Source organism: Treponema porcinum, assembly GCF_900167145.1.
GTDB lineage: Bacteria > Spirochaetota > Spirochaetia > Treponematales > Treponemataceae > Treponema_D > Treponema_D porcinum.
Window position 1 is genome coordinate 82,974 of the sequence record NZ_FUWG01000005.1, and the last position, 25,106, is coordinate 108,079.

A 25,106-nucleotide genomic window follows, 5' to 3' on the forward strand; every position below is an offset into this window, starting at 1 on the left:
GCAAAAAAGAAGGCATAGACATGAGATGTACAAAGGCACTCATTTTTAAGGAAAATCTCAAACACAACATTCTTGCCGTAAAAAAACTTCTTAAGCCGGACACAAAAATATGCTGTGCCGTAAAGGCTGACGGTTACGGATGCGGTGCTGTTCTTGCGGCACGGACTGCACAGGAATGCGGTGCAGACTATCTTGCAGTAGCAACGGCAGACGAAGCGGCGGAACTTAGGAAAAACGGAATTACTGCGCACATACTTCTTCTCAGCCTGTGCACAAAGCAGGAATTCCCTAAGTTAATAGAAAATAATGTTACGCCGCTGATTTTTGACAGCGAGATGATTCAGGCATATAACGAAGCCTGTGCGCAAAAAAAAACAATGGAAAAACAGCCTGTATTCCTTGCAATAGACACGGGAATGGGAAGAATAGGCTGCCTTCCGGACGAAGCCGCCGCTGTTGCACAGGAAATAAGCGGGTGTTCTAACATTGCGCTTTCAGGCGTAATAACGCATTTTGCAGTTGCAGACAGCATTACAAAGGAAAACAGGTTATACACGGAAGAACAGTTCAGCCGTTTTATGAAGGCAGTTCATTCTATAGAAGCGGTGGGTATCAATCCGGGAATAAGAACGTGCGCAAATTCTGCCGCAGCAGTTTCATTACCGCAGATGCAGCTTGATATGGTGCGACCCGGAATTGTCATTTACGGATATTACCCGGATGCGGTAACGGAAAAGTATCTTGCGGAAAACGGAATAAACCTTTCGCTAAAGCCGGTTATGCAGCTGGAAACTGAAGTTGCCGCAATCAGACGTTTTACGCCGGGACGTTCAGTTTCCTACGGCAGAACGTGGACAAGCAGTACTGAAACAGACGTAGCAGTCCTTCCAATAGGATATGCAGACGGACTTTTAAGGCGGAACAGTCCGGGGCTTCTCGTAACAATAAACGGCAGACCGTACCCTGTAATCGGAAGAATTTGTATGGATCAGTGTATGGTAGACATCGGACTGAACAACCCGGACGTAAAACGCTGGGATAAAGCTATTATTTTTGGTTCGAAAGAAAGTGGCGCTGTAATGGACGCGTCAGACATTGCAGAAATGACAGGCACTATTTCCTACGAAATAATGACGGCCGTATCAAAACGCGTACCCCGTATCATTCAGTAGCAGAATGAGAAAAAAATTCATTTACTTCCGCAAGCAGATAAAACGAGCCTGCAACAAGCAGAACAGCGCCGCTGTCTGATGCTTTTTCTAGCGCAGACTGAACTGCAAGAGAACAGTCCGTCTGAGCTTCAAACGTCATTTCGTTTTCGGAAAAGCAGCTGGCAACAGAAGAAATATCACTTGCACGGACATTTCCGGGGCGCGTTATTGTAATATTCCTGCATTTTCCTTTGAAAAGCGGCGCAATGTCCTTAATGTCCTTATCTGCCGCGCAGGCAAAAAGCAGGTCAAAGCTGCTGCAGGAAAATACGGAACAAAGCGTATTTACCGTGTAAAAAATACTGCTGACCGTATGCGCCCCGTCAAGCACAAGCGAACGGATACCACCGTAAAGAGAAGGAACATTCCGTATTTCAAAACGTCCCGGAAGAGATGCTTTCGAAAGCCCCTGTTCTATCTGGCTTACAGTTACGGACGGTACGGCGGTTTTCACTGCGACAGAAGCGGTCGCCGCATTCCACGCCTGTTCTTCACCGCAAAAACGCATTTTCGCCTCTACAGGAAAATCAAACTCATCACATTCAAATTTTACCTGCATAAAACCTTCGCTTGTGTATAAAAAAGATAAATTATGTATGATATCGTATACATCTTTATATAAAGAATTGCATTTTTCAGCCTGTTTTTCAAATACTTTCCCGGCTTCCGGATACCGCTGCCTTCCGACAACAACAGGAACTGACGGTTTTATAATGCCGGCTTTCTCCCCTGCAATTTTTTCTATCGTATCGCCAAGAAATTCAGTATGCTCGCGCTCTATAGTCATAATTACGCTTGCAAGAGGAAGAACGACATTCGTAGAATCAAGCCGTCCGCCAAGTCCTGTTTCATACACCGCAAAATCAACGCCGGCAGTCCTGAAACACAAAAACGAATATACCGTAACAAGTTCAAACCAGGTAAACTGTCTTGCTCCAGGAAGCTCCTCTGCCGGAATGGAAGAAACGCACCTGTACAATTCGTCCGCCGCATCCTCATATACCTTGTCAGAAAAAAATCCATCCGCCGTTCCAATACGTTCCCGAAAATCAGAAATGTGCGGCGACATATAAAGTCCGCACGAATAACCTGCCTCATTTAAAATACAGGCAATCATCTTGGAAACAGAGCCCTTTCCTTTAGAACCGGCAATATGAATGCACGGAACATCATTTTGGGGATTTCCCAATTTTCCGCACAAAAAACGCATTGACTCAAGCCAGAATATTCCCTTCTTCTGCTGCTTTTCAAAATTCAAATAGGAATCAAGCCAGTTCAAAAAATCAGATAGTTTCATAGAAAAAAAATATACGCTTTATTTCTAAAAATGAAAACAGTTTTAATAAAAATATATATTGAGAAATATAAAGAAAAGAGTTAAAATAAAACATTCACAAAAAGAAAAACGACTGCTCCGCACTTCTTTGTTCCAGCATTCAGACGGCAGTCCACAAAACGAATAGGAAAAAAAAACGATGAAGAAAATTTATCTGAAACGAGCATTTTTACTTACAGTTTCTGCTATTGCAGTACTGGGAATTTCTTGTGTATCTGCACCTAAAAATTCAAACGCGGCTCAGGATGAACCTGCTGCAGAGAAAACAATAAAAGAACCAAAATCAATTACAGTGCAGAATACATCAAATCAGGCGGAAAAAAAGTTCAAGGAACATCTTGCTTCCATAGAACTTAAAGTTGTGTCCGCACCAAGTACAAAACGTACTGTATATTCAAAAGCAGCCTTTAAAGAGCCGTACGTTGTTTCCGTCACTGACGAAAACGGCGCAGTTGCAGACTTCAGCGTAACAGTTTCCTGGCCTGTTTCGCGCACAAACGATACGATTTCATACAGCACTACACAGCTTATAACAGATGCAGACGGAAAAATAACTTTCCTGCCGGAGCCGTCTGAAATAGCCGTAAAAGACAAAATATCATTCTATCCTACTCCGGTAAGTTCTTCGCCGTCTGTAGTACGGGCTGCATTCTCCGCAGGAACGCAGGCGCCGTTTGTAGTAAAATCAAGCGCAACTCAGTATCCGGGCGGAATTCTCTATGTATATGATTTTAATGAAAACGGACGTCCGACTACAAACAACTTTACGTTGCTGCAGGATCTTCGCAATGCAGGAATAAATGCTGGAAATGCACCTGTAAGCGATACTTCCTACCTTAATAAAACAAATGCCGAAATTTACAATGCCTGCAAGGATATTGTAGGTAATGCTGCAAATTTCATGATTATCGGAACATTTAAATATGCAGAACCAGCAGTTGAAAATGAAAACGGTACAACTGTAACGCTCACGGCAGACATCACATGCCTGAACATGAAAGACGGTTCAACACTGTACAAAACAACGAAAACAGATTCTGCAACAGACAAAAACAAATGGAGCGCAGAGCAGCAATGCCGCTCTACTCTTGCGGAAAAAGTTGCCGATGCAGTCATCTACGGAATGTAAAACGCTTTTTAGATTATAGTCTAAGTTATAGAAGGAAATTATGATTTACACAGATACACGTGATTCAAAAGTACAGGCAGACTTCAGGACTGCCGTAATGAGCGGAATGAATGCAGAAACCGGCGGACTATATATTCCCGTTGCATTTCCAAAATTAGAACCGTCTTTTATAAACAAAAATCCAGAACCGTCTTTCAGGGACATTGCCTTTACAATGGCAAAACCGTATGTTGAAGGGGAAATTCCTGATGATGATTTGATGGAGATTATTCAGGACGCATATCCTTTTACACCGAAAGTCGTTCCCGTTGACAACACATCATACGTTCTTGAACTGTTCCACGGTCCGACCTGTGCATTCAAGGATTTTGGCGCTCGTTTTATGGCACGCGTTATGTCATATTTCAACAGAAGCGAAAACGGCACTCTTCACATTCTGGTTGCAACATCCGGAGATACAGGAAGCGCCGTCGGAAGTGCCTTCCATAACGTACCGGGACTTGACGTTACAATCCTGTATCCGGAAGGAAAAATCAGCGAAATTCAGGAAAAGCAGCTTTCTACGTTTACAGGAAATGTGCGTGCGCTCAAAGTAAAGGGAACGTTCGACGACTGCCAGAAACTTGTAAAAACGGCATTTACAGATGAAGAACTGCGAAAAGAATTCCGCCTTTCTTCTGCAAATTCCATCAACATTTCACGACTTCTTCCGCAGAGTTTCTACTATATGTACTCTTCGCTCGTCGTAAAAAACAGAGCGCCTCTTGACAGTAAAATTGAAAAACCGTCCATCATAACGATTGTTCCGTCAGGAAACTTCGGAAACCTTACGTCAGGTCTTATTGCAAAGGAAATGGGTGCACCTATCCGCGGTTTTGTAGCGGCAACAAATACAAACCGCACTATCCCGGACTGGATTGCAACAGGTGACTATACGGCGCGTGCTTCGGTAGAAACGTATGCAAACGCAATGGACGTAGGCGCACCGAGCAATTACGAACGCATAAAAGCAATGTATACATTAGAGCAGGTGCGCAGTATGTTCGCATCTTACTGGCTTGATAACGACGGCATAAAAGATGCTATAAACAGCTGCAACACGCGAACAGGCTATGTAATTGATCCGCACGGAGCTATCGGCTGGAAAGCCTGGGATGACATCAGAGGCGGCGCAATGGATGCTCTTGTAAACGGTCAGAAGAATGATTTTACAAAACCTGGACTTACACCGAACGCTCCTGAATGGGCAAATGAAATCGTACAGAAGAATGCCGTAGGTATAATCCTTGAAACTGCCCATCCGGCAAAATTCGGTTCTATCGTAAAAGATTCTATAGGAAGAGAACCGGCAATTCCGCAGCGCCTTCAGGACGTTATGGCTCTGCCAGACAGGGCTGTTCCGATTGAAAACAATTACGAACTGTTCAAGGACTGGCTGAAAGCAAATCTTTCAAAATAAACATCCCGGAACAGAAAAGGCATTTTTTCGCCCTTTCGTAAAAAAAACTGCTTCCTGTCTTGAAAAAAAACATTTCAGGAAGCAGTTTTTTTTTTAGAACGCAATTATTTTGTATACGCTTCAAAAACAATATCAAAGATAAATACAGCCGCAAGAATCCACGTAACAATATTCACGTCTTTTGCCTTCTTTCCTACAAGCTTGCACAGTGCATAGGAAATAATACCCCACGCAATGCCTTTTGAAATAGAATAGGAGAACGGCATTACCATAATCGTAACAAACGCAGGAATTCCCTCTGTTGCATCTGAAAAATCTATTGCAGTTATAGACTTCATCATCATAAATCCTACAAAAATAAGCGCAGGGGCTGTAGCAGCCGCAGGTACAAGCGCAAACAAAGGAGTAAAGAACAATGCAATCAGAAACAGGAATGCCGTAACGACAGAAGCCAGTCCTGTACGCGCACCGACAGCAACACCAGAGGTAGACTCAACGAATGAAGTAACTGTAGAAGTACCAAGACAGGCACCAGCAACAGTTCCAAGCGCATCAGAAAGAAGCGCGCCTTTTGCATTTCTGATATTTCCTTTTTCATCTTTCAGATTGCCCTGCTCTGCAATTCCCATCAAAGTTCCAAGTGTATCAAACAAATCCGTAAAAAGGAATGTAAAAAGCACGATTACAAACTTTAAAGAAAGAATGTTTTTCCATTCAAAGCAGAACAGATATGGTGCGGCAGGAATTGAAATAGGAGAAAAATTCTCAGGAACTTTCGTAATGCCAAACGGAATTCCAATGAGCGTCGTAACGGCTATTGAAATGAGAATAGAACCTGGAACTTTCATAATATACAGAACAATAGTAATCATAAGACCGATTACCGCAACAATAGCCGTTCTGTGTGACATATCAAAATTGACAAATCCGATAAGAGTTCCTGTATCATTGCTTACTATACCGGCATTTGCAAGACCGATTATTGTAATAAACAAACCTATTCCGACAGCAACAGCTTTTTTCAATCCTGCCGGAATTGAATTGATAATCGCTTCACGAATCCCAAAAAATGAAAGAAGAATAAAAATCAAGCCTTCTGCAAAAACAGCGGTCAGCGCAAATTGCCACGTACAGTTCATTGCCATAACGACCGTGTAAGTAAAAAATGCATTCAATCCGAGTCCCGGAGCAAGTGCAACAGGCAGATTTGCAAGGAACGCCATAACAAGCGTTGCAAATGCCGCAGACACAGCCGTTGCTGTAAATACAGAATTGAAAGCCATTCCCGACTCACTAAGGATTCCAGGATTTACCGCGAGAATGTATGCCATTGCAAGGAAAGTCGTAATACCTCCGATTATTTCCCTGCTGATGGTAGAACCATTCTCCTTAATCTTAAAAAATTTTTCCATTTTTATATTCCTCCTAACAGAATAAAAAACGCTATTATTATAGCACAATTAAGAAAAAACAGTAGAAATTTAGTGATTTTTTACGACTAAAAAAGATAACAAAAACGAGTGTATGTCAAAATACAAAAATAAAAAAGATGGATATTTATAGATAAATCTAGTGAAAATGAAAAAAGTGTTAAAAAATACCTATTAAAAAATAGGTATTTTTGAGTGTTTTTTTTGTTTCGCAGAAGTTCTTAAACCCTTATAATATACAGAAATATATATACAATAAAAGCGGCAGAAGGGAGTCGAACCCTCGTCTTCAGCTTGGAAGGCTGAGATAATAGCCGTTATATGACTGCCGCAAGTGATGTAATCATATTACTAAAAAAGAATATTTTAGTCAATAGGGATTACAGTCAATTTTGCAATTTGTTTGAATTTTTTTTAATTTTCCGCAGCTCTGTTTTCAAACTTTGTATAAGACGGAAGGAACATCATCTCGACCTCACCTGTTGCGCCGTTACGCTGTTTAGCAACTATGCACTTAGCCTCCTGAACAGGATTTTTTTCTTCAACAATTTTTCTGTCACGATGCAGGAAAAGAACTACGTCTGCATCCTGCTCTATAGAACCAGAACCGCGAAGCTGCGCAAGATTCGGCTCCTGCCCTTCTGCATCACGCGCAACCTGACAAAGTGCAACAATAGGAATTTCAAGTTCACGGGCAAGAGCCTTAAGGGATTTTGAAATTTCCGACTGCGATTCGTAAACAGGTGCATTAGGATTTTCCGTAGAAATCAGACCGATATAATCTATAAAAATAATCTGAACTCCCTGATTGACTTTCATACGGCGTGCCATCGAACGTAAGTCAAGCAGCTGCATATTAGGAGTATCAACTATATACAGAGGCGCATTGTAGCATTTTCCGGCAGCATCCTGAAGTTTCTGAAAATCAGCCGTACTAAGCATACCGGAACGGATTTTTCCGCTGGGAACGCGCGAAACTTGAGAAAGAAGCCTCTGACCGATAGACTGATATGACATTTCAAGAGAGAAAAATCCGCACGGAATACGTTTGTCAATGGCAATAGTTTCCATCATAGAAAGGGCAAACGCTGTCTTTCCGATTGACGGACGTGCGCCGATAATAATCATCTCTGACTTCTGAAAACCGCTTGTCATCGTGTCCAGACGCGCAATTCCGGACGGAATTCCTGTAAGTTCATTCTTTTTCTGATAGTTTTTCTCGATAATTTCAATTGTCCGGGAAACAATTTCTGTCATCCCGTGAACATGAGTCGTTTCATTCCTGTCTGAAAGCGTAAAAATCTTTTTTTCGGCTTCTTCCAGAAGAATTTTACTGTTATTAGACTTGTCAAAGGAAGATGCCTTAAGTTCCGCAGACATTTTTATTAAATCACGGCGCGTTGCACAGTCAAGAATAATATCAACGTAATAGTTTATGTTTGCAGCAGTCGGAACTGTATCCGTAAGACCTGCAATATACGCAGTTCCGCCAGCCTGTTCAAGTTTTCCTGTTTTTGAAAGTTCGTTTATAAGAACGAGCGTATCGCCGTGTACATTCTGCTTGAAGAGAGAAATCATCGCCTCATAGATTACCTGATTTTGAAATGAATAAAATCTGTCCGAATGGAGCAAAGTTACAACATCAGACAGGGCATTCCAGTCAATAAGAAGCGCTCCGAGCGCAGCCTGTTCCGCATCTAGATTGTGCGGCGGAACTTTATCCTTCAAATCAATATCCATTTTTTTCTCCCAAAAGACAAATTAAGAAAAGATAATCACATTATATAAACAGGTTATCCACAAAAACGTACGCCCTTTTAAAGACAACAAAGGCGACAGACCGCAAGCGTTCCGTCGCCTCTTTTTTATATGAAGAAAATCACCCTTCAGCCGCATTATACCGCCGGAAGGTAAAATTCTCCGCACGAATGAAAAAAACTGATTACTCAGCCTTTTCTTCTGCAGGAGCTTCTTTTTCTTCAGCTTTTTTAGGTTCTTCTTTAGGCTGTTCTGAAGACCCCTTTTCTTCCTGCGGTTTTACAGAAATTGAAATTTCTGCAACCTGTGCTTCATACAACTTGATAGTTGCATGATAGTTACCTACAGTTTTGATTGCAAGACCAGGAAGTTCAATGCGCTTGCGCTCGATTTCAAAGCCCTGTTTTGCAAGTACGTCTGCAATAACAGCCGTAGTAACAGCACCGTAAAGCTTACCGTTTGCACCAGCCGGCATAACAACCTCAAATGATGCACCTTCAAGTTTTTCCTTAAGTGTTCTTGCATTCTGACGCTTAATTTCCTTACGTGCCTCAATTTCAGCTTTTCTTGCTTCGAACATAGCAGCTGTTGTTTCATTAAACGGAACAACAAGATTACGCGGAAGAAGGTAGTTGCGTGCATAACCTGTAGCAACGTTCTTTACGTCGCCTTCTTCACCAAGATGTTTTACGTCAACATTAAGAATGACTTTCATTTTTCAAGCTCCTCTTGAATTATTCAGCTGCGTTACCAGGAGTTGGATCGCAGCCGTTTTTTTTAGAATACAGTATTAGTCAGCAACAAACGGCAGAAGGCAGATTGCACGTGCGCGTTTGATTGCACCGGCAAGTTCTCTCTGATGCTTTGCACAGGTACCTGTAATGCGGCGCGGAAGAATCTTACCGCGCTCTGTAGTAAAGCGGCGAAGACCGTCAGAATCTTTATAGTCAATCTTTGCCTTGTTTGCACAGAAACGGCATACCTTCTTGCGAAAGTATGTCTTGCTCTTTGCACGACCGCCGTCGCGGCCGTCATCATCACGACCGTCAGATTCTACAGCAGCATTCTGCTGAACTGCATCTTTTTCTTCAAAATTTTCAATATCTTTTGCTTCGTCAGACATAAATTACTCCAAATGTATAATTTAGAACGGAATATCTTCAGGAAAATCACTTCCGGAACTACCGTACGGGTCACTTCCGTATCCTGGCATTGAAGCCGGAGTCTGGTTAGGAATGGCAGCTCTTGGCTGGAATCCGCCTGATGCACCCCCGGTCACAGGACCGCCATCAGATTTTCCGCCCAAAAGCTGGACATTATTTGCAACGATAGAAACTTTACTGAATTTCTGACCGTCTTTTTCCCATCTGTCCTGCTTCAAATAACCGTCAACGCAGATCTGCTTGCCTTTCGTAAGATAAGGCTTAAGGTTTTCTGCTGTTTTTCCCCAAATCGTTACGTCAAAAAAGTTTGCTTCTTCAACGTACTGCTCGCCACTTTTGTGGCTTCGGTTTACGGCGATGCTCACATTAGCTCTTGCCTGGCCGTTTCCTACATAGCCGAAGGAACGTTCGTCAGCTCCTAAGTCGCGAGTAATTCTACCAATCAGAACTACGTGATTTAAATCATTCGCCATATATCACCTCTGTAAATCGTTTATTTTTCTTCTAATTTAACAAAGAGATATTTAAGAAGATCAGGTGTAATCTTAAAAGCTCCGTCAATTTCAGAAATTTTCCCAGGATTAAGGGACAAGGTAAACAGGAAGAAGCGTCCGCGTTTCTGCTTTGCTACTTCATAGGTAAGATCGCGGTCACCGAAAAGTTCTTCTTTTTCGATTTCTGCGCCGAATGATGTAAGGATATTGCGTACTGCTTCCTTACCTTTGCTTGACTTTTCTTCATCTAACGGGAAGATAGTCATAAGTTCATACTTTCTCATAGTTTCTCCTTCTGGACGTATGGAAGCTTAAAAAAGCTTCAAGGGGTGTTTGATTATAATACCGAAAACAATGCGTCAGGTCAATACAAACAAACAATCCGGCAATCTTGCGTAGGACAAATTATTGACCGCAATCAGTTAGAAATATATAATGAACTGAATTGACTTTTGAGGAACAACCAGACAATGAAAAGACACTTTCTATCCGCCTTTTTTCTCGCACTGATACCGCTGATTGCCTTTGCCGCACCGCGCACAGACTACGAGGCATTGATACAGAACGCGACTGCTCAGAATTTTGAAGAGGTTGTTGCAGAAAATCCGAAACTCCTTAAAGCCGAAATTGGTCCGCTTAAGGAAAATGCATTGCTGTGTGCAATCAGGCTTGACAAGCCGGAAGAAATCATTTCGTTCCTGCTCTCAAAAAAAATAAAGGCGGCAGGAATGAACGGAAAAAAACAGGATGCCCTCATCTATATCAGCATTTATTCAGCCGACAATCCTGTTGTCGCAGCCGCCGTCTTAAAGCAATACGGCGGAAAAAAGGAGCTGACAAAGGCTCTTACAAGAAAAGACTCATATAAAAAATGCGCCCTTGACTACATCAAGGAAAACGCAAATATGATTACATACGAACTTATCGCAAGAACGGTTGATGATTCCGTCATAGAAAAATACCGTCCGAAATCCGAACCTACGGTAAAAAAGCGCCTTCCTACAGGCAGCAGCAAAACGGAAGAAAACATTGAGCCGGCAGACGAACCGGACACCACGGCAGAAACAACAGAAGAAAATACAGCTGCCGATGCCGGACATGTCGATACAGTTCCGGAAATAACCGAACTACCAGATAACGAAGATACCGCTGAAAATCAGAACGAAAAAGAAAACGTTTCTTCCGCCGGGCAGGAAAAACCGCAGGTACAAAACACAGTTCCGGCAGAACCGTTTAAAAAACTCTTTTTATATGATTACGAACCGGCACAGAAAGAACTTGTCCCAGAACCTCAGAAAGAAAAGTCTGCAAACCTCGCGTCAATCGCAAATCCCAATGAACGCGACATAAACGGCAGAACGCTGCTTATGAAAGCCGTAAAAGACGGAAACGACTGGGAAGTGCGTTCGCTCATAAAATCTGGCGCAGACGTAAATATGGCAGACCTTGAAGGCTGGACGGCATTTATGTATGCAATCAGATACCAGAACAGCCTTGAAATCGTAAACATACTGCTTGATAACGGCGCAGATCCTGCAATTCCAAACAAATACGGAACTACCTCACTCCAGCTGGCTGCAACATACACCAGCAACCCGGAAATTCTCCGCGTCGTACTGGAAAAATATCCTGCCGGTTCAAACGAAATTTTCAAATCATTCATTCTTGCCATAACTGCAAATACAGGAAGCACTGCTACACAGGCAGCAAAAATCAACGTTTTTATAGAAAAGAACGTACCTCTTAACCGTTTCTACGAGGGCAAAACGCCTCTTATGCTTGCCGCAGAATACAGTTCTTCCACCCAGATTTTAAAAATACTGATTGACAACGGAGCTCTTCCTTCAATACGTGACGCAAGCGGAAAAACGGCATTCTACTACGCCTCAATGAACACAAGTCTTGAACACGACGACATCTACTGGTCACTGAACGGACACTGACACAGAAATTCATCACAAGGTATGGAAAATGAGAATAACAGGCGGAAAACTAAAAGGAAGAATAATAAAATGTCCGGACGGCGTTATCCGCCCGGCAATGGACAGAATGCGCGAATCCGTATTTGCAATACTTGGCGACCTGACGGGAAAATCCTGGCTTGACCTTTTCAGCGGTTCCGGAACAATCGCAATAGAAGCCGTATCACGCGGAGCATCTTCCGTTGAACTGTGCGAAAAAGACAGGATAAAGGTAAACACAGTCCTTGAAAACGTATACGTAACGGAAAAAGAATGCGGCGTAAAAATCCAGTGCCATTTTATGCCCGTAGAATATTTCATAAAGCGCTGCAAAACACAGTTTGACTATATATTTTTTGATCCGCCGTTCCCCTATAAATTCCACGAACAGTTGATTGCAGAAGCAGACAGGAGGAACATTTTAAAGGACGGCGGAACTATTCTTGTTCACCGCCCGGAAGAGCATTTTATGCCGGACGAAATCGGAAGGCTGCACAGAACAGACAAAAGAGTCTACGGACGTTCAATAGTCGATTTTTATAAATACTGAACAAAAACAATATTTGTCAAAAGACCGCACATTCCTGCAAAAAATGTAACGAATTACAACATAGTACCATTGACTTTTCAACTTTTTGTGTTAATATTAAGCACGTAAAAAAGTATGAATTCTTTTTTAGACGAAATAGGAAAAAGGCAAGATTCTCAAGGTTTTATAAAAGTAACGGATAATCCTGTATCAAGTTTGACATCCGAGCAGAAAGCCGTCCTTAATAGAAAAGGAAACACACTTTTTAACGAAGGCAATATAGAGGGTGCACGGCGTATCTTTACTACAACAGGATATTCGGACGGACTTACGCGCGTCGGAGCAGTCTACGAACAGAAAAACAGAAGTCTGGATGCCTTAAAGCAATATGTTCTTGCCCGCAACAAAAACAAGGCAGAGCCGCTGTATGAAAGGGCTGCCGCAGTAATTTCGGCATTATTACAAAATATTTAATATAAAAAACTGATACAGAAAAAGGACTTTTTAATATGAGTGATGATTTGACAATGGACACCCAGACAGAACCGTTTTTTCCTCAGGAAACGCACAGTACTGAAACTGTGCCACATAACGAACTGACTGAAAAAATAGCCGAAATTTCAAAGAAAGGCTATGCGCTGCTCAAACAGAATGACATAAACGGTGCAGAAGAAGCGTTCCGGCAAATTCTTGAAATGGACGAGAACAACAACTACGCACTTGTCGGTCTGGGAGATTCAGAAAGAAAGCAAAATCATTTTAACGAAGCAATAAAGCATTACAGCACCTGCCTTTCGTTCCATCCGGGAAACAATTATGCGCTGTTCGGACTTGCAGACTGCTACAAGGCATTGAACCAGTACCACAAGGCAATTTCAATCTGGGAGCAGTATCTTGTCCACGATGACAGGAACATTACGGTTCTTACGCGAGTTGCAGATGCCTACCGGAAAATTCACGATTTTAAGAAATCAAAGGAACTGTACCTTAAGGTTCTTGATATGGAACAAGACAATGCCTATGCACTCATCGGTCTTGGTCACCTGCACTACGACTTTAAGGAGTACAAGGACGCACTTTATTACTGGACCCGTATGTTCAATCTGAACAAAGAAAATCTGGACATACGCATACTTACTTCCATCGGAAACTGCCACCGCAAGCTAAAGACGTTTGATCAGGGTATATATTTCTTTGAAAAGGCTCTTGAAATGGATCCTGAAAATTTCTATGCGCTGTTCGGACTTGCAGACTGCTACCGCGGAATGAACCAGCAGTACCGTTCTATAGAATACTGGAACAAAATCCTTGACATCGATCCGCAGAACAAAGTAATCCTTACAAGAATAGGCGATGCGCTCCGAAACACAGGTGACTACGCAGGAGCAACTGAATACTACAACAAGGCGCTCAATATTGATTTTGATATTTATGCTGCGCTCGGACTTGCACTCATCTGTAAGGGTGAAGGAAAATATGAGGAAGCGATAGACCGCCTTTCAAACCTCATCAAAAACGACCAGAAAAATTACCGCCTTTACATCGACCTTGCAGACTGCTATATAAAGCTTAACAAACCGCAGAAAGCAATAGAAGCACTCGAGTCATTCCAGAAGTTTGGAATAAGAAGTACTGCAATCAACGAACTGCTTGACAAACTTAGAAACAACAAGCCGTTGTACAACTGACACATTATGAACAGGACGTACATAACAGGACTTCTGCCGGACGAACTGTGCAGGGAACTCGGACTGGTGCAGAAATTCCGCGGAACTCAGATTTTCAAATGGATCGGAAACGGCGCTGTTTCTTTTGAGCAGATGACGAATTTAAGCAAGGATGAACGCGCCGTTCTTTCTGAAAAAGCCTCTCTCCGAAGTTCCTGCGTTTCTCAGGTACTCAAAGACCCGGACGGAACTATAAAACTTCAGGTAACGCTCCGAGACGGACGCGCAGTAGAAACCGTCCTTCTTACGGACAAGGAAGGTAGAAAAACTGCCTGCGTTTCCTGCCAGGCGGGCTGTGCAATGAAATGCGCATTCTGCCAGACAGGTCAGCTTGGTCTTGCAAGAAATCTTGAGCCGGAAGAAATCGTAGAGCAGTTCCTCTTTCTTGAAGCAGAATGCGGAAAACTTGACAACATTGTCTTTATGGGAATGGGAGAACCGCTGATGAATCTTCCTGCAATCCGAAAAGCAATCACTGTCCTTACGCATAAAGACGGGCGAAACCTGTCTTCCCGGCGCATAACGCTTTCAACGTCCGGCGTAATCAAGGGAATATACGACCTTGCGGACAACGGACCTCTAATCCGCCTTGCAGTATCGCTTACAACTGCGGACGAAGAACTGCGCTCGCAGATTATGCCGGTGAACAGAACAAATCCGCTTCCTGAATTACGCACTGCGATTGCATATTACGCAGAAAAAACAGGAAAACGCGTAACGCTTGAAGCGGCGCTTATGGCAGGGAAAAACACAGGAAAGGAAAGCGCTGAACGGATGATACAATTTGCGCAGGGAATAGACGTGAACATCAACTTAATTCCGTGGAATTCGGTAGAAGGATTGCCGTTTACAGAACCGTCCGCCGCGGAAGTAAGGAATTTTACTGACATTCTTAAAAACGCAGGACTGAACGTAACGTTAAGAACAAAACGCGGCCGGACTATCGGAGGAGCGTGCGGTCAGCTGGGCAAAACACTAGTCGATTCAGTGCAGAAATCAGGCTTATAAAAACAGTTTTCCACTGTATGAATAATTTTGCTTGAATATCCCTTTTTTATGGCTTATAATTAGAATGTAAAAATAAAGCTAACGGAGCATCAACCTATGCAGAAAAAAATATATGTAGCCGGAATGTTTGATCCAGATACAGCCGGAAAAGTGGATGCAGCAGTAAGAGCTGTTGCAGGCGTTTCAAATGTAGTTGCGAACCCGGATAAATCACAGGTTCTTGTCGATTTTGATGAAGGTACAGCAGGAATTGAGAACGCCATAAACACCGCAATATCAAGTACCGGTGTTGAAGTTCTCGGCTGATGTATGAAGCTGACAATTCTTGATGGAAATGCAGTAAATCCCGGTGACGTGTCCTGGGATTTATTCAAAAAATACGCAGACATAACTGTTTTTCCCCGTTCATCAGAAAAAGAAGTCATATCACGCATTGCAGAGTCGGATGCAGTTTTTCTGAATAAAATCAGAATAGATGAAAATGTCATTTTGCACTGCCCTAACCTGAAATATATCGGCGTACTTGCAACCGGATATGATGTAATTGATATTCCGGCAGTAAAAAAAGCAGGAATATGCGTAACGAACATTCCTTCCTACAGCACAATGGCAGTTGCCCAGCACGTTTTCTCGCTCATAACGTTTTTTACAAATCACATTTCAGCACATAACGATTCAGTGCAGAACGAAGGATGGATAAAAAGTCCGGATTTTTGTTACTGGGAAAAGCCGCTTTTTGAATTATATGGAAAAACACTTGGAATTTTAGGCTACGGAAATATAGGACGGCAAGTTGCAAAAATCGCAGAAGCATTCGGAATGAACGTACTCGTCTGCCCTCACAGCCCCTCTGCAGACATTCCGAATTGCGTTACTCAGGAAAAACTTTGGGAACAGTCTGATTTCATCACCCTGCACGCCCCTCTTACCGCAGAAACAGCCGGAATTATAAATAAATCTTCTATAGATAAAATGAAAGACGGCGCATACATCATAAATACCGCACGAGGCGGACTTGTCGCAGAAGACGACGTCCGTTCTGCCCTTGAAACCGGAAAAATCGCCGGCTACGGATGCGACGTTCTTTCTTCCGAACCGATGAAAGACTCCTGTCCGCTGTACCGTGCACCAAACTGCGTCATTACGCCGCATATTGCCTGGGCACCGCTTGAAACACGGGAACGGCTGATAAAAATCGCCTTTGACAATTTTGAAAGCTGGATTCAGGGGAAGCCGAAAAATATGATTTATTGATGAATATTGACACATACAGTTTATTTAATTATATTAAAGTAACTTAAGTTTAATTAAATATCAGGAGATATTATTATGGGAAAGACAATTGCTCAGAAAATCTTTGAAAAACATCTGGTAGACTCACCATTTCCGAATACATACGTATTGAAGCTTGACCGCGTATTCTGTCACGAAATCACTACGCCGATTGCGATAAACGATCTTGTTGACCGCGGTATGGATAAAGTATTCGACAGCACGAAAATCAAGGCTGTAATCGACCATGTAACGCCGGCTAAAGACAGCAAGACTGCAGAACAGGGAAAAATCCTGCGTGACTGGGCAAACCGTCAGGGAATAAAAGATTTCTTTGATATCGGCTGTAACGGCGTATGCCACGCGATTTTCCCGGAAAAAGGATTTGTACGCCCGGGTTACACTGTCATTATGGGAGACAGCCATACCTGTACACACGGCGCATTCGGTGCATTTGCCGCAGGCGTAGGAACTACTGACCTTGAAGTAGGAATTTTAAAAGGCGTATGCTCGTTCCGCGAGCCGAAATCAATAAAATTCGTTCTTAACGGAACGCTGAAACCGGGCGTTTATGCAAAAGATGTAATTCTGTTCCTTATCAGTAAAATCGGCGTAAACGGCGCAACGAACTGTGTAGTTGAGTTCACAGGTCCTGTAATTGACAATTTTGGAATGGAAGAACGAATGACACTCTGCAATATGGCTGTAGAAGCAGGCGGAACGTCAGGAATCTGCTATCCGGATGAAAAGACAGTAGAGTATCTGTGGGAGTTCATAAAAGACGAATACAAGACAAAGGAAGAAGCAGCTGCTGACTACAGGCAGTGGCGTTCCGACGATGATGCAGTTTACGAAAAAGTATATACGTATGATTTGTCAAACCTTGAACCGGTATGTACTTTCGGTTACAAACCTGACCAGGTAAAAACAGTTTCCGAAATGAAAGGAACAAAAGTTAATCAGATATATATCGGTTCCTGCACGAACGGACGCATAAGCGACCTTCGCATTGCGGCAGAGGTTCTTAAAGGTCATAAACTTGCAGAAGGTGTGCGCGGAATCGTAAGTCCTGCAACTCCGGACATATACAAACAGGCGCTGAAAGAAGGCATTATAGAAATCTTTATGGATGCCGGATTCTGCGTTACAAATCCTACGTGCGGTGCATGTCTTGGTATGAGCAACGGTGTTCTTGCAAACGGAGAGGTGTGCGCATCTACAACAAACAGAAACTTTAACGGAAGAATGGGAAAAGGCGGTATGGTTCACCTTATGAGCCCGGCGACTGCTGCCGCTACAGCAATAAGCGGAACAATCACCAATTCTCCGCTGTTTAAATAAAATTGCCCGACTGAATATATATTTTGGAGGAACAAATGAAACAATTTGGCGGTAATGTATTATTTTTGGATCGTTCGGATATCAATACGGACGAAATTATCCCGGCTAAATACCTGACTGAAATTTCAAAGCAGGCATTAAAACCCTACTTACTTGAAGACTTGAAGCTTGACGGATTCAATCCAAAAACTGATGTTGCCGGCAAGAAAGTAATTATCACAAGAGAAAATTTCGGCTGCGGTTCTTCCCGGGAGCACGCACCGTGGGCTCTTGAAGTAAATGGTATTTACGTTGTCGTTGCAACAAACTTTGCTCGCATATTCCGTCAGAATATGTATAATTGCGGTATGATGGCAATCGAAATGGACAAAAAGTCAATTGAAGATATGTTCAAGACTTTCAGCGACAAGGATACTGAATGTAAAGTCGTATTCAATGACGACGGAACTGCAAAAGTAAAGCTGATTGCAGGAAGTTTGTCAAAAAGCTATCCGTTTAAACTTGATGACTTTGAAAAGGCTCTTGTTGAAAACGACGGCTGGATTGGGTTTGCCGACAATAAATATTAATCTTTTGGAAAAGAGAAACTCTCTTTCATTTTATACCGTATGAAATACTGTATGAAATAATGAAAACAAATTTTCTGCATTTCATACAGTATTTGTAAAAAATGAAAGGAAGTTCTCTTTTTTATTTTTTGGAGGTTTTTCAGATGAGCGACAAAAAAACAAAAAAGCAGAAACTTGCAGTAAAAATCGCACTTATAACGTTTGCCGTTATTACAGTGCTGATGGTATCGTTAGTAGTTATAAACATCTCCGTAACGAAAGTAGTAACCACAAGCGATTATTCAGATTTATCACGCGAAATAGGAAATGCAAAATCAAGAGAACTGACAAACTGGTTTAATTCCTATCTTTTAGATTTGAATGTCTATGCAGAAAGCGAAGTTGTAAAAACAGGAAATAATGAAAAAGTCATAGAATGGCTTCAGCATAATACCCGCCTTAGAAACAAAGACTACGACTATATGTTCTTCTGCGGAAAAGACGGAACTACATACAGGGATACAGGTCTGAAAGGAGCTGTAGGTGGCATTCTTGAAAGAAATTACTACAAAGCAATTTTTCAGGACGGAAAAAAGACCTATATCGGAAATGTAATCCTGTCAAAAACATCGGGTCAGTATGTCATTCCGATAACAAAAGCAGCTGTTGACGAGAACGGCAGAACTTTCGGATTTTTCACGGCAATGCTCGGTCTTGAAACGCTGAAAAAAGAAATTGCAGAAATTTCAATTTGCGAAACCGGTTATATGTTCCTGACAGACAGTTCAGATACAATCATAGCCCATCCAAACAGCGATATGATCCTTCAGAAATTTACCAAAGACGAAAATTCAAAAACGTATTACAGCGCACAAGGCCAAAGCATAATATCCATGAACCGCTCAGACGGAAAAAAACTGCGAGTTACAATCACAGAAATTCAAGGCGCACCAGGCTGGAATATATCAATCGTCATACCGAATGCGCAGATTGCAAAGGCAAGTATGCTTTCAAGAAATGTCATTATTGCAATGGGAATAGTTATTGCAATTTCAATTTTTGTATGTGTCATATTAAGCATTCTTTCAATCACAAAAAAATTAAACAATGTAACGCATCTTGTAGAAACGCTTGCTACTGGAGAGGCAGACTTAACGCAGCGTTTTGAAATAAAAGAAAACAACGAAATAGGAAGTGTTCTTGGTTCAATAAATAAATTCATAGAAAAACTTCATAGAATTATATGCGCCATAAAGAATGCAAAATCTGTCCTTATAGAAGCAGGGGACAAAATGCATTCCGGGATCGATACCCAGAATATGCACGTAACAGAGATTACGCAGGGAATATCAAACATAGACAGGCATATTACAAATCAGGCTGCAAGTGTTGAAGGTACGGCTTCTGCAGTTACAGAAATTTCCCAGAACATCGATTCGCTTAACAAGATGATTCAGGATCAGTCGTCAAGTGTTGTCGAGGCGTCTTCTTCTATAGAAGAAATGCTTGGAAACATCAATGCCGTAAACGGTTCTGTTGCAAAAATGACAAACGAATTCAAAGAGCTTGAAGAAAATACAAAAGTCGGCATAGAAAAGAATGCCGTAGTTAATTCACAGCTCCAGCGCATCGCAGAACAGTCTACAATGCTTATGGACGCAAACACGATTATCCAGAGTATTGCAGAACAGACAAATCTGCTTGCAATGAATGCAGCGATTGAAGCAGCACACGCAGGAGATGCAGGAAGAGGATTCAGCGTAGTTGCAGATGAAATCAGAAAACTTGCAGAAACATCTTCTGAACAGTCAAAGCGCATCGGTGAAGAGTTACAGAACATTCAGGGCGGAATCACGCAAGTTGTAACAGCATCAAGTGAGTCCGAACAGGCACTTTCCTCTGTTTCTCAACGTATAAATTCAACCGGTGAACTTGTAATGCAGATTCACAGTGCAATGGAGGAACAGCATCAGGGGTCACAGCAAATTCTTCTAGCACTCCGGCAGATGAACGACAGCACAAGCGAAGTTCGTCAGGCATCAAATCAGATGCAGGAAGGAAATCAGGAAATTCTTAAAGAAGTGCAGATTTTGCAGGAGTCAACTGCTGAAATACGCGAAGCAATGAGTTCAATCACAACAGGTGCTGAAGAAATTACGACTGTCAGTTCGTCACTAACTGAAATTTCTCAGAGTCTTAATGATTCCATCGGAAAGATTGGAAAAGAAATAGATTTGTTCCAGGTCTGATGATACAAACTGCGTAAAAAAAGCGTGTCCGAATGATAACTTTATCGTTCAGGCACGCTTTTTTATTTTTTTGCTGAAATGTTTTATTCTGAAATAAAACCGCGCATTTTAAGTTCGTCAAGAATTTGCCGTACAATCTGCTCCGGAGTATATTTTGACGTATCAATAATAACGTCTGCAAAGGAATAGGCATTATTGTCTATATTGTACAGTTTTTTATAACGGCGGGAATCTTCGCTGTCACGCATTGCAGTAAATTCCTTTATCTGCTTTAAGTCACCGCCTTCGCGCGTAAACACACGGTTTGCACGCACTTCATCGCTTGCATACAGATAAACCTTCAAATCAGCTTCTTTCAGCATCCAGATAGCAAGGCGGCTTCCCAAAACGCAAGGCTCTTTTTTCGCAAGCTCAACCTGGTGAGAATCCACATACATATCGTAGCTGTCGTCCGTCTTTGCACTTTCGATAACCTGTGCAAGCGTCATTCCCTTCTCTGCTGCCAGCTGGCGGAACGTATAGTTTATAAGAGTTACGCCCAATGCCTGACTGAGCAGCGTACTTACAGTCGTATTACCGCAGCCGGATTTTCCGGAAACAGCAATGCGCAAATCTTTGTTCAATTTCATAGACACCTCTATTCCACGTTTTTGCTCTGTTCGCGAATATTCTCTAAAGAATCTTTTGCCGTAATGACCATAGCCCCTACTTCTGCAAACTGATTTTTACTGCCGATTGTATTTATTTCGCGGTTCATTTCCTGACAGATAAAATCAAGGCGTTTTCCGGGCGCAGGATTATTTTCAATTTCCGCTTTCATTGCATCAAGGTGACTGTGAAGGCGGACTATTTCTTCGTTTATTGTGTATTTTACAAGAAGCGCGGCTGTTTCCGTCATAATACGGTTTTCGTCCGTATGTTCGCCTAAAAGTTCCTTGAATTTTGCCGTAATCTGCTCGCGGAACAACCGTTCCATTTTCGGCTGCCATTCCTTAAAGAAAGAAGCACAGCGGCATAAATCATCAAGTTTTTTCAGAAGGTCTTTTTTTAGATTTTCACCCTCGCGCGCACGGTCTTTCAAAAACAAATCAAGACAGCAATCAAAAACAGGTTCAATGAGAGACTTGTACAGGCTCACATCGTAATTCCTGTTAGAATTGAGAACGCCCGGCTGGCTTATTATAAGGCTGAGCGGAATATCGGAGGAATAACCTGTTTCCACCGCAATTTTTTTGATTGCATCAAGATATGCTTTGGCCGCATTTGTATCGGCGGAAATTTCAGCGTCAGACTCAAGTTCTTTGATACGCACAAAAACATCTACCTTGCCTCGGCACACTTTTTCCGAAATCCGCGCGCGATAGTAACTTTCCAGCTGATTTAAGTACGGCGGAAGGTTTATCGTAAGGTCAAGAAAGCGCGAATTCACCGATTTTATTTCAACGGACACGACAGCAGTTTCAGTCGAGCGCTCTTCATACGCATATCCAGTCATTGACGTCATATAATTCTCCAAATATTTTCAACCGGTAATAAAAACCGGCATTAAAAATTTTATTTTCAAAACAGTTTTTAGTTCAGCAATGCTTTTCCAAGTTTCCAGTTATCACCGGCACCCATAGTCACGAACAGACAGCCATCCGGATATTTTTCCGAAAGCGGCTTGTCAAGTTCTTCAAGCAGAAAATCCTTTGCATCAAGAATTTCCTCAAAATAATGAATGTCAGAATTGTATTTCTGCGCTTCTTCAAAAAGAGTCCTGCCGTTTATCGTAAAATCAGCGCTGTTCTCACGGGCAGATGCATAAATTTTGTGCAGAATAACTACATCAGCATCGCCAAAAGAAGAAGCAAATTCCTTAAGGAGCGCCTGCGTGCGCGAATACGTATGGCTCATAAAATCGACGATGATTTTCCTGCCCTTGTAAAATTCGCGGTAACCGGCAAGCGTAGTGCGGATTGCCGTAGGGTGATGACCGTAATCGTCTATAATGACAACGGAATTACCGGACGGCGAAGTATATTTTCCAACAATCTCACTGCGGCGTTTTCCACCGGAAAATTCAGCAAGACCAAGGCGAATCTGCTCGTTATAGTCAGAAGGATTTTTTCCTGCCGTACGAAGCAGCTGGTATGCAAGCGAAACGGCGGCGGCGGCATCACGGACTTCGTGCTTTCCCGGAACGGTAAGATAAAAATCTCCAGGCAGGCGCAGGGAGAAATAATTTTTCTCATCCTTCACGTCACCGAACTCAAGGTGATAGTCGCCGGAAGCATTTTCTCCGTACGGAATAAGTTTTATATCAGGACGTTTTTGACCGGCAATTTCAGCCGTTTCTACAGCGCCGGCGTCATCTGCACAGTAGATAAGTTCGCCGTTCTGCGGAAGCTTACAGATATAGTCAACAAACGCGTTCCGTATATCTTCGTAAGTCGGATAATAATCCTGATGGTCACTTTCAACGCTTGTAAGAACTATTTTCTGCGGACAGAACGACATAAAATGACGCTGATATTCGCACGTTTCGGCAACAAAAAAGTGACGTTCTGCGGAACAGCATCCGGGAGAAGTATAGGTACAGCTGTTCCCGAATGAATTGATGACGCTTCCTGCCAAAATCTGCACAGGAAGGTCAAGATGCTTTAAAATCGTTCCAGCAAGTCCGGTCGTACTTGTCTTTCCGTGAACGCCGCAAATTCCGCAGGAATACGCTAAAGAAGAATAACTGCCAAGTGCCTGTGTATATAAAAGGCACGGAATATTCTTTCCGGCGGCGGCAATTAAATCCGGGTTTTTCTGCATAGAATAGGCTGAAGAATAGACAACATACTGAACGGAGTCCGTAATATTCTTTTCAGAGAAAGGAAGAGCCTGAATTCCAAGTTTTTCAAGAATTTCGTCAGTATAAAAACGTTCGCTTACGTCACTTCCGGTAATAACAGCTCCGCGGCTGAACAATATTTCAACAAGGGCTGCCATTCCCGTTCCTTTTATTCCGACAAAGTGAATGTGAACGCCCTGTAAGTTTTCCGGTAATCCTGCATTTTCCATAACAGTATTCTACTGCAATCCGGAATAATGTTCAATTTACTTCAGGTTTTCCTGACGCCCAGTAATTTTTGCCGCACGTTTTCAGTGTTTATTCTGCAAGGCTAAGGTAAATCTGGTCTGCAAGACCGAAACCTGCATTTTTTGTCATACTTGCGGCATATTCATCATAAAGCATATCTTCATACATCTGCGAGGCAAAATCGTTTCCGCCTAAGCCGGACTTAGAAACGGTTTTACGCATAGAAGAAAGCACCTGCTTTACAAAATAACTTTCAAGTTCCATTGACTTTTCATACAAAGTACTTGTCTTGTCAATCGTCCGCCTTGAAGAATGAGCGCCAGCCTGATTTGCCGCAGCACCCTGCACAGGCGCATTTTTATCACTTGCCGATTTATACGTACCGGAAAATCCGGTAGTAAAATCACCATTCAACCTTCCTTTTTCCAAAATTTGAGAACTGGCGACGGTAGACCGTTTTTCACCCTGAATGCGCTCCAGAAGACTTGCAAAATCAGAAGTTTCTTTGTTCATACGTGCAGACTGCAAAGCGCCGTTTCCGTTTGTCATAACTGATACTGCATTAAGTGCCGCTGTATTCATTATCTACCGCCTTTATTCTTCAAAAATCAAACTTATCGCTTTAAGTTTGCCGCTGTACTGAGCATACTGTCTGTTGTCTGTACGGCTTTTGAGTTGAACTCATACGCACGCTGCGCAACAATCATCTGAACCATCTCGTTTACAACGGATACGTTTGACATTTCAAGGAATTTGTGGCGCGTATCACCAAAACCGTCATAACCAGGTGTTCCGCCGAAAGCCTCTCCGGAAGCGTTTGTCTGGACGAACAAATTGTCGCCGTCTGCCTGGAGACCTACGCTGTTCGGAAAGCGGAACAGTTCAAGCTGCCCTACTTCAACAGGTTCGTTTCCGCCATTTACTTTTACGCTCACGCGACCGGTCTGCGTAATGTTGAGGGTAGAAACGTCGTAGCCTTCAGGAAGAATAATCTCCGGCTGAACTCGAAGACCATTTGAGTTTACCAGCTGACCGTTTGAGTCAACCTTAAACGAACCGTCGCGCGTATAAGCATAGCTTCCGTCGTATTTCTGAACGCGGAAAAATCCTTCTCCAACAATAGCAACGTCGGTATCAACGCCGGTATTCTGCAATGACCCCTGCTTCATAATCCGCTGAGTTGCGGCAATCTTTACACCGCTTCCCTGCTGAATTCCAACAGGAGTAACAGTGTCTTCCGTCGCAGGAGTTCCGGCAAGCTTTACGTTCTGATATACCAGATCTTCAAATTCAACGCGCTGCTGCTTGTAGCCTGTCGTGTTTACATTAGAAAGATTGTTTGAAATTGCATCTATATTTGCCTGCTGACCGTTCATTCCGGTTGCAGCTGTCCATAAACTTCGTACCATATTAAAACTCCG

Annotated in this window: 25 protein-coding genes and 1 tRNA gene; 13 read left to right on the forward strand and 13 right to left on the reverse strand. The window is 42.6% G+C overall.

Features of this window, described 5'->3' with window-relative positions:
* Positions 1-20 precede the first annotated feature (20 nt).
* Positions 21-1,172: an alanine racemase gene (alr, locus tag B5D55_RS04180; RefSeq protein WP_078932740.1), complete on the forward strand. Its 1,152-nt coding sequence runs from the start codon at positions 21-23 to the stop codon at positions 1,170-1,172.
* Here the strand turns inward: alr and B5D55_RS04185 are convergent.
* Positions 1,162-2,508: a bifunctional folylpolyglutamate synthase/dihydrofolate synthase gene (locus B5D55_RS04185; protein ID WP_078932741.1), complete on the reverse strand. Its 1,347-nt coding sequence runs from the start codon at positions 2,506-2,508 to the stop codon at positions 1,162-1,164. The two genes, alr and B5D55_RS04185, sit on opposite strands and share 11 nt — an antisense overlap.
* A gap of 178 nt (positions 2,509-2,686) precedes the next feature.
* Here B5D55_RS04185 and B5D55_RS04190 point away from each other — a divergent pair, with 178 nt between their 5' ends.
* The gene (locus B5D55_RS04190; protein ID WP_078932742.1) at positions 2,687-3,676 is read left to right on the forward strand and encodes a hypothetical protein; all 990 of its coding nucleotides are present in this window, start codon (positions 2,687-2,689) and stop codon (positions 3,674-3,676) included.
* 40 nt (positions 3,677-3,716) lie between these two features.
* Complete coding sequence (gene thrC, locus B5D55_RS04195; protein WP_078932743.1) at positions 3,717-5,135, forward strand: threonine synthase; 1,419 nt, start codon at positions 3,717-3,719, stop codon at positions 5,133-5,135.
* Positions 5,136-5,239: 104 nt separating this feature from the next.
* Here thrC and B5D55_RS04200 read toward each other — a convergent pair whose 3' ends face one another.
* The 7 genes from B5D55_RS04200 to rpsF form a co-directional block, all read right to left on the reverse strand.
* Entirely contained in the window at positions 5,240-6,547 is a 1,308-nt protein-coding gene (locus B5D55_RS04200; RefSeq protein ID WP_078932744.1) for an NCS2 family permease, read from the reverse strand.
* Positions 6,548-6,825: 278 nt separating this feature from the next.
* A tRNA-Gly gene (locus tag B5D55_RS04205) sits at positions 6,826-6,897 on the reverse strand.
* Between the two features lie 82 nt (positions 6,898-6,979).
* A complete protein-coding gene (gene dnaB, locus B5D55_RS04210) occupies positions 6,980-8,305 on the reverse strand; it encodes a replicative DNA helicase (protein ID WP_078932745.1) in 1,326 nt (441 codons plus the stop codon).
* Between the two features lie 202 nt (positions 8,306-8,507).
* A complete protein-coding gene (gene rplI / locus B5D55_RS04215; protein WP_078932746.1) occupies positions 8,508-9,038 on the reverse strand; it encodes a 50S ribosomal protein L9 in 531 nt (176 codons plus the stop codon).
* A 75-nt stretch (positions 9,039-9,113) separates the two neighbouring features.
* The gene (rpsR, locus tag B5D55_RS04220) at positions 9,114-9,446 is read right to left on the reverse strand and encodes a 30S ribosomal protein S18 (protein ID WP_078932747.1); all 333 of its coding nucleotides are present in this window, start codon (positions 9,444-9,446) and stop codon (positions 9,114-9,116) included.
* 21 nt (positions 9,447-9,467) lie between these two features.
* On the reverse strand, positions 9,468-9,959 hold the full coding sequence (locus B5D55_RS04225; RefSeq protein ID WP_078932748.1) for a single-stranded DNA-binding protein: 492 nt from the start codon (positions 9,957-9,959) through the stop codon (positions 9,468-9,470).
* 20 nt (positions 9,960-9,979) lie between these two features.
* Positions 9,980-10,264 carry a 30S ribosomal protein S6 gene (gene rpsF, locus B5D55_RS04230; protein ID WP_078932749.1) on the reverse strand — a complete coding sequence of 95 codons (285 nt, stop codon included), beginning with the start codon at positions 10,262-10,264 and terminating at the stop codon, positions 9,980-9,982.
* A gap of 186 nt (positions 10,265-10,450) precedes the next feature.
* Between rpsF and B5D55_RS04235 the strand changes: the two genes are divergently transcribed.
* From B5D55_RS04235 to B5D55_RS04280, 10 genes are all read left to right on the forward strand, one after another.
* Positions 10,451-11,923 (forward strand): ankyrin repeat domain-containing protein, encoded by a 1,473-nt coding sequence (locus tag B5D55_RS04235; protein ID WP_078932750.1) that lies wholly within the window; start codon positions 10,451-10,453, stop codon positions 11,921-11,923.
* 28 nt (positions 11,924-11,951) lie between these two features.
* Positions 11,952-12,491 carry a 16S rRNA (guanine(966)-N(2))-methyltransferase RsmD gene (rsmD, locus tag B5D55_RS04240; RefSeq protein ID WP_078932751.1) on the forward strand — a complete coding sequence of 180 codons (540 nt, stop codon included), beginning with the start codon at positions 11,952-11,954 and terminating at the stop codon, positions 12,489-12,491.
* Between the two features lie 114 nt (positions 12,492-12,605).
* Complete coding sequence (locus tag B5D55_RS04245) at positions 12,606-12,944, forward strand: hypothetical protein (RefSeq protein ID WP_078932752.1); 339 nt, start codon at positions 12,606-12,608, stop codon at positions 12,942-12,944.
* Positions 12,945-12,979: 35 nt separating this feature from the next.
* Positions 12,980-14,158, forward strand: a complete 1,179-nt coding sequence (locus B5D55_RS04250) for a tetratricopeptide repeat protein (protein WP_078932753.1) — start codon at positions 12,980-12,982, stop codon at positions 14,156-14,158.
* Between the two features lie 6 nt (positions 14,159-14,164).
* Complete coding sequence (rlmN, locus tag B5D55_RS04255; RefSeq protein ID WP_078932754.1) at positions 14,165-15,205, forward strand: dual-specificity RNA methyltransferase RlmN; 1,041 nt, start codon at positions 14,165-14,167, stop codon at positions 15,203-15,205.
* Positions 15,206-15,301: 96 nt separating this feature from the next.
* Positions 15,302-15,511, forward strand: a complete 210-nt coding sequence (locus tag B5D55_RS04260; protein ID WP_078932755.1) for a heavy-metal-associated domain-containing protein — start codon at positions 15,302-15,304, stop codon at positions 15,509-15,511.
* Between the two features lie 3 nt (positions 15,512-15,514).
* Positions 15,515-16,459 (forward strand): D-2-hydroxyacid dehydrogenase, encoded by a 945-nt coding sequence (locus B5D55_RS04265; RefSeq protein ID WP_078932756.1) that lies wholly within the window; start codon positions 15,515-15,517, stop codon positions 16,457-16,459.
* A gap of 75 nt (positions 16,460-16,534) precedes the next feature.
* Positions 16,535-17,818: a 3-isopropylmalate dehydratase large subunit gene (locus B5D55_RS04270; RefSeq protein WP_078932757.1), complete on the forward strand. Its 1,284-nt coding sequence runs from the start codon at positions 16,535-16,537 to the stop codon at positions 17,816-17,818.
* A 35-nt stretch (positions 17,819-17,853) separates the two neighbouring features.
* Positions 17,854-18,387: a 3-isopropylmalate dehydratase small subunit gene (locus B5D55_RS04275; RefSeq protein WP_078932758.1), complete on the forward strand. Its 534-nt coding sequence runs from the start codon at positions 17,854-17,856 to the stop codon at positions 18,385-18,387.
* Positions 18,388-18,530: 143 nt separating this feature from the next.
* A complete protein-coding gene (locus B5D55_RS04280; protein WP_159446151.1) occupies positions 18,531-20,615 on the forward strand; it encodes a methyl-accepting chemotaxis protein in 2,085 nt (694 codons plus the stop codon).
* Between the two features lie 83 nt (positions 20,616-20,698).
* On the opposite strand, the gene cmk is transcribed toward B5D55_RS04280, so the two are convergent.
* From cmk to flgG, 5 genes are all read right to left on the reverse strand, one after another.
* Positions 20,699-21,244: a (d)CMP kinase gene (gene cmk / locus B5D55_RS04285; RefSeq protein ID WP_078932760.1), complete on the reverse strand. Its 546-nt coding sequence runs from the start codon at positions 21,242-21,244 to the stop codon at positions 20,699-20,701.
* A gap of 8 nt (positions 21,245-21,252) precedes the next feature.
* Positions 21,253-22,119: a YicC/YloC family endoribonuclease gene (locus B5D55_RS04290; protein ID WP_078932761.1), complete on the reverse strand. Its 867-nt coding sequence runs from the start codon at positions 22,117-22,119 to the stop codon at positions 21,253-21,255.
* A gap of 68 nt (positions 22,120-22,187) precedes the next feature.
* Complete coding sequence (murC, locus tag B5D55_RS04295) at positions 22,188-23,666, reverse strand: UDP-N-acetylmuramate--L-alanine ligase (protein ID WP_078932762.1); 1,479 nt, start codon at positions 23,664-23,666, stop codon at positions 22,188-22,190.
* 88 nt (positions 23,667-23,754) lie between these two features.
* Positions 23,755-24,267, reverse strand: a complete 513-nt coding sequence (locus tag B5D55_RS04300) for a rod-binding protein (RefSeq protein WP_078932763.1) — start codon at positions 24,265-24,267, stop codon at positions 23,755-23,757.
* A gap of 32 nt (positions 24,268-24,299) precedes the next feature.
* The gene (flgG, locus tag B5D55_RS04305) at positions 24,300-25,094 is read right to left on the reverse strand and encodes a flagellar basal-body rod protein FlgG (protein ID WP_078932764.1); all 795 of its coding nucleotides are present in this window, start codon (positions 25,092-25,094) and stop codon (positions 24,300-24,302) included.
* Positions 25,095-25,106: the final 12 nt, after the last annotated feature.